We start from the raw sequence: 13,325 nt of genomic DNA, 5'->3' as shown, positions 1-13,325 counted from the left end.
CGTAGCGGTTGTGTGTGAGATGACGAAATGATCAGTGGCGGCTGACTTTAACTACAGGGATCAGAGCCTGTTTGCTTAGATAGACTGGGAAAGACACAAAACGGTAATGGAAGGCAACATGGCAGGGCATTTCATGCACCCACGTGAACTTGAGCTTGATGGCAAATTGAAAGATGAACATGGCAACACAATAGGTGTGCACTGCCGACTTTCGTTTCCTGTAGCTAGTCACGAACGAATATTTGTTGAGCTTTCCATTCCTCACTCGGCAATGCCGGCCCCCTCGCTTGCCAATGCGTGCACGTTTGAAGGCACTACGCAACGCCCTCCTGGCCCCATTACTGTTCATATGAGAGGGCTGCATTGGCAGTGATACACACAGACAAGCGCAAATTTGACAGAGTTCGGCCGTTCTGTAATCGAACTGTTGCATATTGAATGGCTGGATATAAGCCGATCGAAGAATATAGAAAATATCCCAAAAGAGGAAGTTTTCACTGTTCATCTGACTAATCCAAAGTTGACGCAAAAAATGCGTCCTCTTGGCTGAGGGAAGTTGGCTGATGCTCATCCAATATTTGGTATTGAGACGGAAATCGGGCTCATCACCTTTTATCGTTATTGGAACTCTGTTTTCGATCACCAAGCCGATACCTTTAGTGGAGTTGCAGGTACATTTGCGACCATTTTTTTAAATGCCCCCCGACGGAATTGGAAAAAATTTCAAATCAGTTCGATCGGGTGCGCTTTTGTCTATCACTCCTTTCCCGACAGAGCGTGTTATTTCGTTCTAGCCACGGCTGCGTAGAAGGAAAGTCTATTTTTTCGCGCAGGTATCCCTTAGATAATGAAAATCCACCGTATATGGCTATGGAACCCCTTGACTATGCAGTACCTACCTCGAATGTGGAATCTGTAATGGAACGAGCTGTAGCAGCCGCCCTCCCTATGGAAAATGAGGCTTGGGAGATATTGACTTTTCTCATTACGGCGCGAGCCCCCGCAATTAGCATGAATACGGCCGGAAGATTCATGGCCCTTATGCATGGATTTGAAGCAATTCGCGTCGAAGTTCCTTCGTTCGATGAGGTCGCAGAACGGTCGAAATCGCTGGCAGTGGCAACTTGGCATCTAAGCCTATACGCCGAGCGGTACTGCTTCGATAGGCTTGGGGTACTGCTCTCAAAAACCACAATATGCCCGGATCGATTGCGAAGAGAGGAATGGTATTCCGTGGCTGCTTGGCAGAAGGCGAGGTCCGACGCGTTTAATCGCAACTAGGCGCCATGAATTCAAACATCAACGATTGGTTAGACCACCCGATCATTCTCCACACGACGTTGAGAGTCTGTTTTCACTTGCCCCACAGGCAGTTACTCACCCCACCGCCCGCATCCCCACCAACCCCGGCATAGCCCCCCGCATCGCCTCCAGAAACAACCGCAACCGCGCCGGATAAAAACGCGCATACGGGTACACCAAGTACACCGGCAGCGGCGCCGCATGCCATGTCGGCACCAGATGCAGCAGGTGCCCCTGGCGCACATCCGCATCCACGATCCACGCCGATGAAATGCACGCCCCCAACCCGCCCAGGGCGGCGCTGCGCAGGGCGTACAGACTGTCCGTCGCCAGCCGGGGCGTGATGCCGAAGGTGTGGGCTTCGCCGCTGGGCTCGTGCGTCAGCGTGACTTCGCGCCGGTAGAACGTGCTCAGCGCCAGCCAGGGCAGTTGCTGCAGGTCCTGCGCATGTGCTGGCGTCGGCCGGCCGGCCATCAGGGCGGGGGAGGCGAGCACGATGCGGGGTATTTCGGCCAGGCGCACTGCCACCACCGAGGGGTCGTCCACGGCGCCGACCTGGATGGCGCAGTCGATGCCTTCGGCGATGAAGTTGGGGCGGCGGTCGTGCAGCATCCACTCCACATCCACCTCGGGGTAGCGGTGCAAGTAGCCCATCAGCGGGGCGATGAACTGGTCTTGCCCGAAGGCGTGCGGCGCCAGCACGCGCAGGGTGCCGCGCGGGGTGTCGGCCGTGCCGCGCAGGTCGTCTTCCATGGCGCGCCAGTCTTCCAGCAGGGCCTTGGCGTGGGCAAAGCAGCGTTCGCCGTCCTCCGTCAACTTCATCACATGGGTGGACCGCTGCAGCAGCTTGATGCCCAGGCTGCGCTCCAGCGCCTGCAGGCGGCGGCTCACGGTGGGCTGGCTGGTGCCCAGTTGCTGGGCTGCGGCAGACAGGCTGCCGGTCTCCACGATGCGGATGAAGGTCTGCATCAGCTCGATGCGGTCGGCGCCAGGTGGCAGGGCGATGGTCATGCGCCCAGCGTATAACAAATCTGCAGCCCAGCCCACTACCCATAGGGCGATCGCGCAAGAACAATCGCGGCATTGCTTTTTGCTGAACAGGTGTCGAGATGTCTTCCATTCGAAACGTGCATGCAAGCCCTGCCATGGGCGCGGCGCCAGAGCAGCCTCCGGCCGAGGGTGCGGTAAGCACGCCGCTGTTGCTGCTGTTGGCCACCACGGCGGGCCTGAGCGTGGCGTCGCTCTATTACAGCCAGCCCATATTGGGCGTGCTGGGGCCCGACATGCAGGCCGACAGCCGCGTGGTGGGCCTGGTGCCCACACTCACGCAACTGGGGTATGCGCTGGGCATTCTGCTGCTGGCCCCGCTGGGTGACCGGTATGACCGGCGCCGCATCATCGTCATCAAGTCGGTGGCGCTGATGCTCGCCTTGCTGCTGAGCGGGCTGGCACCGGGCATGGGCGCGCTGCTGGCGGCCAGCCTGGCCGTGGGCCTGGCGGCCACGGTGGCGCAAGACGTGGTGCCGGCCGCAGCCACGCTGGCCCCGGCCGCACAGCGCGGTCGCATGGTGGGCACGGTAATGACGGGGCTGCTGCTGGGCATCTTGCTGTCGCGCGTGGTCAGCGGCTTTGTGGCGCAGCAGTGGGGCTGGCGCACGGTGTATGTGGCGGCGGCCGTGGCGATTGCGCTGCTGACGGTGGCGGTGTGGCGCGGGCTGCCGCGTTTTGCACCCACCACGCAGCTGGGCTACGGCGCGCTGCTCGGCTCGATGGTGGCGTTGTGGCGCCAGCACGGCGCGCTGCGCCGCGCGACCTGGGCGCAGGGGCTGCTGGCGGTGGGCTTCAGCGCGTTCTGGTCCACGCTGGCGGTCATGCTGCACCACCAGTTTGACCTGGGCACGGCGGCGGCCGGGGCGTTTGGCCTGGCCGGTGCGGCGGGTGCCTTGGCTGCGCCGTTGGCCGGTCGCCTGGCCGACAAGCGCGGGCCCGAGGTGGTGACCCGCTACGGCGCCGGGCTGGCGGCCGCATCGTTCGCCTTGATGGCGCTGGCGCCGTTGCTGCCGGCCCAGGCGCAGCTGGCGTTGATCGTGGCCAGTGCCATCGGCTTCGACTTCGGCGTGCAGGCCACGCTGGTGGCGCACCAGACCATCGTGTACGGCATCGACCCTGCCGCGCGCAGCCGGCTCAATGCGCTGCTGTTCACGGGCATGTTCATCGGCATGTCGGCGGGGGCCGCGCTGGGCAGCCTGGCCTTGGCGCAGTGGGGCTGGCTGGGCGTGGTGGGCCTGGCCACGGCGGGGTCGCTGGCCGCGCTGGCGGTACGGATGGCGCGGCGGACCGGTTAATGCGGCACAGATGATTTATGGAAGAAATAGGGCTCTAGCGCTTATGGGATAAGCGCTGGCAGCTATCGAAAAAAGAGCACTGCAGACCCTCAGGCCGTTTTCACCTCGATGTGATACAGCCCCCAGGGGCACACGCCAAAGCGTTCCTTCACCGGCTTGTCCTTGAAGGCGGGCAGCACGTCGGCGTCGTACACCGCCCACTGCGGGCCCAGGCCGCCAAGGGCCATGGGCTGGCCGTCGATGTGGGTGGCGACGATCATGCGCCAGGCCCGTGCGTCGGCCAGGCTCACGGCGACGGTGTAGCCGTCCACCGCGCGCAGCAACAGGTGAACGGGGCGTGGCCGTGCGCTGACCGGTTTTGGGGTCAAAAGGGCCTGCAGCGCTTGATGTGTAAGCGCAGTACGCTATTAAAAACATAGCGAAATGAATTGGGGCCGTGACCGTGTTGGCCATGCAGGTGCGCCATGGCGGCGCGGCAAGCGCAGGTGGAGCGGCCGCAGAAACGCACGGCCGGGCAGGGTAAAGCGGGCGGCGAAGATTCGCATTTAGACTTTAGGCCCCTGGGCGCCGTGCAAGCGGCGCTGGTCTTCCCACTCGCGCCTGCCCGCGCCGCTCGCTCACTTTTCATGTCTGCTGTCCCGTCATCGCCGCCCGACTTTCCGAAAGCTCCTGGCCAGATGAGCGCGAAGGTGCGCCAGTACGATTGGCATCGGCATCCTCTGGGCCCCATGGAGCAATGGCCGCTCGCGTTGCGAATGGCGTTGGAGTCGATGCTGGCCAACCGCATAGCTGCGTGCCTGATGTGGGGGCCGCAGCAATTCCTGTTCTACAACGACGCGTACGGGGCGATCCTGGGCGAGAAGCCCGAGGCGTTGGGCCGTCCCTGCAGCGAGGTGTGGGGTGAAATCTGGCCCACCATCCTGCCCATCGTCGAGAGTGCCTACGCCGGCGACTCCACCTTCATCGAAGACTACGAGTTGCAGATCAACCGCTACGGCGTGTCCGAGCAGGCGTTCTTCACCTTCTGCTACAGCCCGCTGCGCGACGAGCACGGCCATGTGGTCGGCCTGCTGGACACCGTGCTGGAAACCACCGGCAAGGTGATCGCCGAGCGCCGGCTGCGCGACCAGAACATGTCGCTGGAGACGCAGGTGGCCGCCCGTACCGCCGACCGCAACCGGCTGTGGCACAGCGCAGAGGCGCTGCTGATCGTGCTGCGCTTTGACGGCGTCATCGTCACCGTCAACCCGGCGTGGACCGCTGCGCTGGGCTGGTCCGAGGAAGAAACCGTGGGCAGGCACATCCTGTCGTTCGCGCATTCCGACGAGACCGGCAACATCTTGTCCGAGTTGGGCAGTTTGCGCAGCGGCGCAGAGCGCAGCCAGACCACGCAGCGTTACCGCCACCGCAGCGGCGCCGACCGCTGGATCGCCTGGACGGCGGTGCCTGCTGAGGGCTTCATCCAGGGCGTGGGGCGCGACGTGACGCAGGAGCGCGCGCAGGTAGAGGCGCTGCACGACGCCGAGGAGCGCCTGCGCCAAAGCCAGAAGATGGAAGCCGTCGGCCAGTTGACCGGCGGCATTGCGCACGACCTGAACAACATGCTGCAGGGCGTTGTGCTGCCGCTGCAACTGATTCGCCAACGCATGGCGCAGCAGCGCTACGGCGACATCGGGCGCTATGTGGAGGCGGGGCTGTCAGCGGCCAAACGGGCCGGCTCACTCACGCAGCGGCTGCTGGCTTTTTCGCGCCGCCAGCCGCTGGCGTCCCGCGCGGTGGATCTGGGCGAGTCGCTGCAGGGGCTGGAGCCGGTGCTGCGCACAACCTGCGGTGAAAACATCGGTCTGACGATGGATGTCGATGCCTACTGCTGGCGCGCGCTGACCGACGCGCACCAGTTCGAGAGCGCCATCCTCAACCTGGCCATCAACGCCCGCGACGCCATGCCAGCCGGCGGGCAGATCCGCATCAGCGTGCGCAACTGCTCGCTGGGGTCGCAGCAGGCCGGCCTGCACGAGGGCCTGGAGCCGGGCGACTACGTGTGCGTGACCGTGGCCGACACCGGCATGGGCATGCCGCGCGACGTGATCGACCGGGCGTTCGACCCCTTCTTCACCACCAAACCCATCGGCCAGGGCACCGGGCTGGGGCTGTCGATGATCTACGGCTACATGCGGCAGACGGGCGGCATGGCGGTGATCGACAGCACGGTGGGCGAGGGCACGCGCGTGCACCTGTACTTTGTGCGCACCGAGGCGTCGCTGGACCAGCCAGCGCAGGACTTTCTGGACAGCCAGCCGGCCGACAAGCGCCCTGACTCGACGCTGGTGGTGGAAGACGACGAGACCGTGCGGTCGCTGGCCGTCGAGCTGCTGCGCGACATGGGCTTTCAGGTCATGCAGGCCGCCAGCGGCACCGAGGCCATGGCGCTGCTGTCGGGCGCATTGCATTTCGACCTGCTGCTGTCCGACGTGGGCCTGCCCGGCCCGAACGGCCGGCAGGTGGCGGACTTTGCCCGCGAGAAGCTGCCCGGCATCCGGGTGATTCTGATGACGGGCTATGCCGAGCAGGCCGCCATGAACCCCAACTTTCTGGGTGCGCAGATGGAATTGCTGGTCAAGCCTTTCGACGCGCAGGCGCTGGTCGCCAAGGTACGCACGGTGATGGGAGCGCTGGCGCCGCCCATGCCCGCACGTTTTGAGCGTGACGGCGGGGCCGAGCCGGACACCATCTCGGGCGGGCTTTACCCCCATCCCTGAGGTGGGAGCTTCAGGTGTTTTAGGCCTCTAGCGCTTACTGGATAAGCGCTAATAGCTATAATAAAAATAGCAGACGACGCGAGCCCCGGTGATGCGCTAACACGCTGCAAATAACGGCAGCGTCTATCCACCCAACCATTGGTTGGTTGCCGCATCCACCCGGGCCTCTTACATTCCACCCCTTTTGAACCCTGCACACAGCGTCGCCGCGCGCTTGGCCGCCAGGCGCTTTGCTTTTTCTCACATGATCGATTTACGGGGTATCACCCAGATTTACCAAGGCTCGCAAGGGCCGGTGGAGGCGCTGCGCGGCATCGACCTGCACATTCAGCCGGGCGAGGTGTTCGGCATCATCGGCAAGAGCGGCGCGGGCAAGAGCTCGCTGGTGCGCGTCATCAACCTGCTGAACCGGCCGACCAAAGGCCAGGTGATCGTCGGCGGACGTGATTTGGTGCAGATGAACGATGCGCAACTGCGCGAGGCGCGCCGCGGCATCGGCATGGTGTTCCAGCATTTCAATTTGCTGTCGTCGCGCACGGTGTTCGACAACGCCGCGCTGCCGCTGGAGCTGGCAGGCATGGACAAGGCGGCCATCCGCGAGCGTGTGAATCCGCTGCTGGAGCTGGTGGGCCTGTCGGCCCTGGCCGACCGCTACCCGGCGCAGATCAGCGGCGGGCAAAAGCAGCGCGTGGGCATCGCCCGGGCGCTGGCCAGCCGGCCGCAGGTGCTGCTGTCCGACGAGGCCACGTCGGCGCTGGACCCGGAAACCACACGGTCCATCCTGGCGCTGCTGCGGCAGGTGAACAAGGAACTGGGCCTGACCGTGGTGCTCATCACGCACCAGATGCAGGTCATCAAGCAGGTGGCCGACCGCGTGGCGGTGATCGACGCGGGTCGCATCGTGGAACAAGGACCGGTGCTGGACGTGTTCACGCGCCCGCAGCAGTCCATCACCAAGAGCCTGATCGACGAGATCCTGCCGCAGGAGCTGCCTGCCAGCGTGCTGGACCATGTGCGCCACCTGGCGAGCCAACTAACCGCTGGGGAGACGGGCGAGTTGCTGCGCCTGTCGTATTCAGGAGAGCGCGCCTACCAGCCCATCCTGTCGCGGCTGATTCGCGAGCACGGACTGGACCTGTCCATCCTGCACGGGCAGATCGACGAGATCCAGGGCCAGACTTTTGGGTCGCTGGCGGTGTACGCCAGCGGCGACCCCGCACGGCTGGCGGTGGCGGTGGCGCAACTGCGTGCCGAAGGTGTGGTGGTGGACGAGGTGAAGGTGGCCGCAGCCGGTAAAGGCACGGCCTTGGGCCTGGAGGGCTGAAACGATGTTCGAGAATTTTTCGCAAATGATGCTGGAGCTGTTCGTCACCTCGCTGTGGGAGACGCTCATCATGGTGGGCATCTCCGGCGTGGCGGGCGCGCTGCTGGGCATTCCGCTGGGCGTGTTCCTGCGGCTGACGGACAAGGGCGGGGTGCTGGAAAACGGCGGCGTCAACAAGACGGTGGGCTGGATCGTGAACGCCGTGCGTTCCACGCCGTTCATCATCTTGCTGGTGGCGATCATTCCTTTCACCCGCTTCGTCACGGGCTCGTCCATCGGCACGGCGGCTGCCGTGGTGCCGCTCACCATCGCCGCCGCGCCCTTCATCGCACGGCTGGTGGAGGCCTCGCTGCGCGAGGTGGACAACGGCCTGGTCGAAGCGGCGCAAGCCATGGGTGCAACCACCAGCCAGATCGTCTGGAAGGTGCTGCTGCCCGAGGCGTTACCCGGCATCGTGGCGGGCCTGACCATCACCTTCGTCAGCCTGACGGGCTATTCGGCCATGGCGGGTGCCATCGGAGGCGGCGGGCTGGGCGACCTGGGCATTCGCTATGGCTACCAGCGCTTTCTGCCGGACATCATGCTGGCCGTGGTGGTGGTGCTGATCTTCTTCGTGCAGGCCGTGCAGAGCCTGGGCGACTGGGCAGTGCGGCGGCTGAGCCACCGCTGAGCCATGATTTGCGCTGCGCGTTCTTGTGCGGCGCCGCTCACGCTGACGACTAATAAGGTCATAGCAATTCCCGTCACCCGACTTTGACTGCAAACCCTAGAATCGATTGAAACAATTGTTTACAAGGCGATTTCATGCAGTTCTCTCGGATGACGGTGGCGAGGCGGCTTTACGCAGGGTTCGGGCTCATTCTTGCGGTGCTTGTCGTAGTGACGGGCATTGCGCTGGTGAAGGTCGACGTGGTCAATACGGCGCTGCACGCCAACAGCGACGAGCATGTGCTGGTGCAGCGTTATGCGATCAATTTCCGGGGCTCGGCCCACGATCGCGCCATCGCCGTGCGAGATGTGGTGTTGAGCACCACACCTGCTGAGCGGCAAAAAGAAATCGACACCATTACCGCGCTGGCGGCTTTCTATGCCCAATCGGCCGGCCCGCTGGAAAAGTTGATCGCTCGCCCGGGCGCCGCGCCCGAACTGGCGAAGCTCTACGCCGACATCCGCCAGATCGAATCGCAGGCCGTAGCCACCACGCGGTCGATCGTCGCGCAGGCCGAGGCCGGCGATGCCGCTGCCCGCGATGCGCTGTGGAGCCAGGCCAAACCGCAGTACGTGCAGTGGCTCGCGGCAATCAACAAACTCATCGACTTCGTCGAAGCCAGCATTCAGGCCGAGAACAAGACCGCACTGGAACATGCCGGCGGCTTTCTCGTCGTGATGTTGACGGCATTGGTGCTGGCGCTGATGCTGAGCGGGGCGGTGGCCTGGTTCGTTTCTCGCAGCATCGTGACCCAGTTGGGTGCTGAGCCGCAGGGGCTGGCCGAGGTCGCCAGCCAGGTGGCGTCCGGCGACCTGAGCCCGACGCCTGGTATCGACAGGGCGCGGGCGCTCGACGGCAGCGTGATGGCGTCCCTGGCAGCCATGCAGGCCAGCCTGGCGACGGTAGTGGGCAAAGTGCGTGCGGCTTCCAATTCCATGGCGACAGATTCTTTGGAAATTGCCAGCGGCAACGCGGGGTTGCTCAAGCGCACGGAAGAACAGGCCGCCAACCTGCAGCAGACGGCGGCGTCGATGGAACAGATGACCGCCACGGTCAAGAACAACGCCGACTCGGCCCGTCAGGCCACGCAACTGGCCGCGTCGGCCAGCGCTGCGGCTGAAAAGGGTGGCGTGGCGGTGGGCCAGGTGGTGGCGACGATGGACGACATCACCGCCAGCTCACGCAAGATCGCCGACATCATCGGCGTGATCGATGGCATCGCTTTCCAGACCAACATCCTCGCGCTGAACGCCGCCGTGGAGGCCGCCCGGGCGGGCGAGCAGGGCCGGGGCTTTGCCGTGGTGGCCAGCGAAGTGCGCAGCCTGGCGCAGCGCAGCGCCGGCGCCGCCAAGGAGATCAAGGCACTGATCGACAGCAGCGTGGGCAAGGTGGAGGAGGGTTCGCGGCTGGTGGGGGATGCCGGAGCCACGATGACCGACATCGTCACGCAAGTGCAGCGCGTGGCAGGCCTGATCGCCGAGATCAGCGCTGCCACCATGGAGCAGACCAGCGGGATTGCGCAGGTCAGCGACGCCGTGATGCAACTGGACCGGGCCACGCAGCAGAACGCGTCGCTGGTCGAACACAGTGCGGGCGCGGCCGAAGGTTTGAAGGCGCAGGCGGCCCATCTGGCCCAGGTGGTGAGCGTGTTCAAGCTGAGCCGGGCGTAGTCAAGCGGGAGGCGTAGGGGTGGCGGTGGGGCGTGCGGGCTTATATAAAGATCCGCTCCATATGCACGAATCTATTTTAAGAAATGAAAATCTATTCTTTTGGGTGTTAAGCCAGAACGCCTACTATCAAAACATCTTCATACACAAGGTGTTTTCCCGTGAACAAGCGCTCCCTGCTTCAAGCCACTCTCGCACTGTCTCTGGCTGCCAGTTTCTCTTCCGGGGTGCTGGCGCAAGACAAGCCGATCAAGATCGGCGTGACGGCCGGCCCGCATGCTCAGATTTTGGAAAACGTGAAGAAAACGGCCGAAAAAGACGGCCTGAAGATCCAGATCGTCGAATTCAGCGACTACGTGCAACCCAACGCCGCGCTGGCATCGGGCGACCTTGACGCAAACAGCTACCAGCACAAGCCGTATCTGGACGTTCAGGTCAAAGACCGGGGCTACAAGCTGGTGTCCGTGGGCTACACGGTCAACTTCCCCATCGGCCTGTATTCCAAGAAGGTCAAGAAGCTCGAAGACCTGAAGGAAGGCGCGCGCTTCGGCATTCCGAACGACCCCACCAACGGCGGCCGCGTGCTGCTGGTGCTGCAGGAGAAGGGACTCATCAAGCTGAAGGAGGGCGCTGGCCTGAAGGCCACGCCGCTGGATGTGGTGAGCAACCCCAAAAAGCTGCGCTTCGTGGAACTGGACGCCGCCCAACTGGCCCGGTCGCTGGATGACCTGGACGCTGCGGCGGTCAACACCAACTTCGCGCTGTCGGCTGGCCTGAACCCCGCCAAGGACGCCATCGGGCAGGAAAGCGCCAAGAGCCCTTACGTCAACCTGATCGCCGTGCGCGAGGCCGACAAGGACAAGCCCTGGGTGGCCAAGCTGGTGAAGGCCTACCAGTCGGAAGAGACGCGCCAGTTCATTCAGACGGAATTCAAGGGCGCGGTACTGGCCGGCTGGTAAGGCTGCTGCTGGCGGTTTTCGCTTTTTCTCACTTCGCTTTCTCAGCCGCTCAAGGCCGCACGCATCTTTCGAAGAAGCGGGCGGCCTTTCTTTTTCTTCACTTTGCTTCAGCGTTTTTTCGCTTTCACTCCATGACCTCTCCACTCAACGGCTCGCGCGGCCCATCTCGGTCTTTGTCGTCCACGCGCCGTGGCGTGGTCATGGCCGCACTGGCCGCCAGCCTGCCCGTGCTGCCATCACTGCGCGCAGCCCATCCTGCGTCGCTTCGGCGTCGAGGCCACGGTGCGGCCGTCGCTCGCGTTCTACAACACGTTCGATGAAATCGACCGGTTGATCGCGCACTGGCGTCACGACGCCCTGCGGGCCGTTAACCCTGCCGCAGCAGCGCAAGGGCGCGGGGCCGCAGGGTGTCGCGCCTTTTTTTATCGGGGCTTCACGCCGGGCGCCATGTCTTCCCGCACACGCAGATAGCTGGCAAAGCGCGGCAGACCGCCGTCGTGCGTGCCCCGGAAGCGATAGGTCACCCAGCTGCCTATGGGTGGAGGTGCGCGCCGTTCGGCATCGCTGAAACCCGTGCCCAGCTTGAAGCGCTGCCCTTCGAGTGTTTCCACCAACAGCGCGCCCAAAACGCCTGCATGCTTGCCCTGGCCGGGCAGATGGGCGATGACGCGTGCTTCGGCGTCGTCATGCGTCTTGACCTTGAGCACGTCGTCGCTGCGGCCGCTGCGGTAGGGCGCGCTGCCCCGGTGCAGCATCAACCCTTCGCCGCCGGCGCGCACGGTGCGGCGCAGCAGCGCCTGCAGTTCAGCATCGGTGGCGATGCGGTGTTGCGGCACGGCCTGCACCCATTGCTGGCCGATGCGCGCGACCAGCTCGCGCAGGGCTGGCAGGCGGTCGTCGAAGTTGCCAGCATGCGCCGGTAGGTCGAACACCATGAAGGCGATGTGGCGCCAGGCAGCGTCTTGCGGCTGCTGCTGGCGGACGGTGGATTGCGCGTGGGTGAAGCGGCCGCGGCCGGCCCACAATTCGCCATCCATCGGCGTGGTGGGCCACCCTTGTGTGAACCAAGCCGGCGCTTGAATGGTTTCGCCGCCGCGCGTGCGCAGCGTGTGGCCGTCCCAGTTACCGCGCACACCGTCGTACTTTTCGCTGACCCAGTAGTCCTGCAGCGGCATGCCGGCGCGGTAGCGGTTGGCCAGCCACACGGCGGGCGGTGCTGCTGCGGATTGCGCAAGCGCTGCCACCGGCGCAAAGGCACCGATGGCCGCTCCGCAGCCCAGAGCGCCCCAACACAGCAGCACGCGTCGTGATATCGTCATGCTACTAATTTGATAGCTGCTCGCGCTTGATGGATAAGCGCTAGAGGCATTTTTGGCTTGTATCAGGCCAGGTTGGCGCTGTCGCGGCTGATGCCGCCGGTCTGGCTGAAGCCGCCGTCCACGTACATGATTTCCGCCGTTACGCCGCTGGCCAGGTCGGACAGCAAAAACGCAGCGGCATTGCCCACGTCGTCGACCGTGACGTTGCGGCGCAGGGGCGCCGCATTGGCAACGGTGCCCAGCAGCTTGCCGAAGTCCTTGATGCCGCTGGCGGCCAGCGTCTTGATGGGGCCGGCGCTGATGCCGTTGGCGCGCATGCCCTTGGGGCCGAGCGATTCGGCCAGGTAGCGCACGCTGGCTTCCAGGCTGGCCTTGGCCAGGCCCATGGTGTTGTAGTTGGGCACCGCGCGCAGTGCGCCCAGATAGCTCAGCGTCAGCACGGCCGCCTTGTCGTTCAGATAGGGCAGGGCGGCCTTGGCCATCGCCGGAAAGCTGTAGGCGCTGATGTCATGGGCAATGCGGAACGACTCGCGCGACAGGCCTTCGAGAAAGTCGCCGGCAATCGCTTCGCGCGGCGCGAAGCCGATGCTGTGCACGAAGCCGTCGAACTTGGGCCAAGTGGCGGACAGGTCGGCGAACATGCGCTCGATCTGCTCGTCGCTCGCCACGTCGCAGTCGAACACCAGCTTGGAGTCGAACTCGGCCGCAAAGTCAGTGATGCGATCCTTGAAGCGTTCGCCGACGTAGCTGAAGGCCAGCTCTGCGCCTTGTGCGTGGCAGGCCTTGGCGATGCCGTAGGCGATGGAGCGGTTGGACAGCACGCCGGTGATGAGCAGCTTCTTGCCGGTCAGAAAACCCATTGTTGTTCTCCTGGGGGATGCGATTGATGTGGCGGGCTGATGACTTGCGGCGACCCGCCTGTAAAAGCGTGGATGCCGGGC

Annotated in this window: 10 protein-coding genes and 2 pseudogenes; 7 read left to right on the top strand and 5 right to left on the bottom strand. The window is 64.1% G+C overall.

What is annotated here, in order from left to right:
• Window positions 1–31 precede the first annotated feature (31 nt).
• Window positions 32–646 (bottom strand): hypothetical protein, encoded by a 615-nt coding sequence (locus RQI28_RS02135; RefSeq protein WP_311220941.1) that lies wholly within the window; start codon window positions 644–646, stop codon window positions 32–34.
• Window positions 647–1,377: 731 nt separating this feature from the next.
• On the bottom strand, window positions 1,378–2,313 hold the full coding sequence (locus tag RQI28_RS02130) for a LysR family transcriptional regulator (RefSeq protein ID WP_311220940.1): 936 nt from the start codon (window positions 2,311–2,313) through the stop codon (window positions 1,378–1,380).
• Between the two features lie 98 nt (window positions 2,314–2,411).
• Here RQI28_RS02130 and RQI28_RS02125 point away from each other — a divergent pair, with 98 nt between their 5' ends.
• Entirely contained in the window at window positions 2,412–3,647 is a 1,236-nt protein-coding gene (locus RQI28_RS02125) for an MFS transporter (protein WP_404976843.1), read from the top strand.
• An 89-nt stretch (window positions 3,648–3,736) separates the two neighbouring features.
• Here RQI28_RS02125 and RQI28_RS02120 read toward each other — a convergent pair.
• Window positions 3,737–3,979 (bottom strand): annotated as a pseudogene (locus RQI28_RS02120) (molybdopterin-dependent oxidoreductase); the annotation flags it as partial.
• 294 nt (window positions 3,980–4,273) lie between these two features.
• On the opposite strand from RQI28_RS02120, the gene RQI28_RS02115 reads away from it, so the two are divergent.
• The 6 genes and pseudogenes from RQI28_RS02115 to RQI28_RS19695 all read left to right on the top strand — a co-directional run.
• On the top strand, window positions 4,274–6,406 hold the full coding sequence (locus RQI28_RS02115; RefSeq protein WP_311220939.1) for an ATP-binding protein: 2,133 nt from the start codon (window positions 4,274–4,276) through the stop codon (window positions 6,404–6,406).
• Between the two features lie 244 nt (window positions 6,407–6,650).
• The gene (locus RQI28_RS02110) at window positions 6,651–7,730 is read left to right on the top strand and encodes a methionine ABC transporter ATP-binding protein (RefSeq protein ID WP_311220938.1); all 1,080 of its coding nucleotides are present in this window, start codon (window positions 6,651–6,653) and stop codon (window positions 7,728–7,730) included.
• 4 nt (window positions 7,731–7,734) lie between these two features.
• The gene (locus tag RQI28_RS02105) at window positions 7,735–8,400 is read left to right on the top strand and encodes a methionine ABC transporter permease (RefSeq protein ID WP_311220937.1); all 666 of its coding nucleotides are present in this window, start codon (window positions 7,735–7,737) and stop codon (window positions 8,398–8,400) included.
• Window positions 8,401–8,534: 134 nt separating this feature from the next.
• The gene (locus RQI28_RS02100) at window positions 8,535–10,109 is read left to right on the top strand and encodes a methyl-accepting chemotaxis protein (protein WP_311220936.1); all 1,575 of its coding nucleotides are present in this window, start codon (window positions 8,535–8,537) and stop codon (window positions 10,107–10,109) included.
• A 158-nt stretch (window positions 10,110–10,267) separates the two neighbouring features.
• Window positions 10,268–11,065: a MetQ/NlpA family ABC transporter substrate-binding protein gene (locus RQI28_RS02095; RefSeq protein WP_311220935.1), complete on the top strand. Its 798-nt coding sequence runs from the start codon at window positions 10,268–10,270 to the stop codon at window positions 11,063–11,065.
• Window positions 11,066–11,299: 234 nt separating this feature from the next.
• Window positions 11,300–11,404: pseudogene (locus RQI28_RS19695) on the top strand (aminotransferase class V-fold PLP-dependent enzyme); the annotation flags it as partial.
• Window positions 11,405–11,487: 83 nt separating this feature from the next.
• Here RQI28_RS19695 and RQI28_RS02085 read toward each other — a convergent pair.
• On the bottom strand, window positions 11,488–12,384 hold the full coding sequence (locus tag RQI28_RS02085) for a DNA ligase (RefSeq protein ID WP_311220933.1): 897 nt from the start codon (window positions 12,382–12,384) through the stop codon (window positions 11,488–11,490).
• Between the two features lie 62 nt (window positions 12,385–12,446).
• Window positions 12,447–13,244 carry an enoyl-ACP reductase FabI gene (fabI, locus tag RQI28_RS02080; protein WP_311220932.1) on the bottom strand — a complete coding sequence of 266 codons (798 nt, stop codon included), beginning with the start codon at window positions 13,242–13,244 and terminating at the stop codon, window positions 12,447–12,449.
• Window positions 13,245–13,325 lie beyond the last annotated feature (81 nt).

Origin of the sequence: Acidovorax sp. WCS2018Noco2-16, from assembly GCF_031843945.1 — a bacterium.
Taxonomy (GTDB): Bacteria; Pseudomonadota; Gammaproteobacteria; order Burkholderiales; family Burkholderiaceae_C; genus Paracidovorax.
Note: the sequence above shows the minus strand (reverse complement) of the source record. Positions and strands in the feature narration are given on the sequence as shown.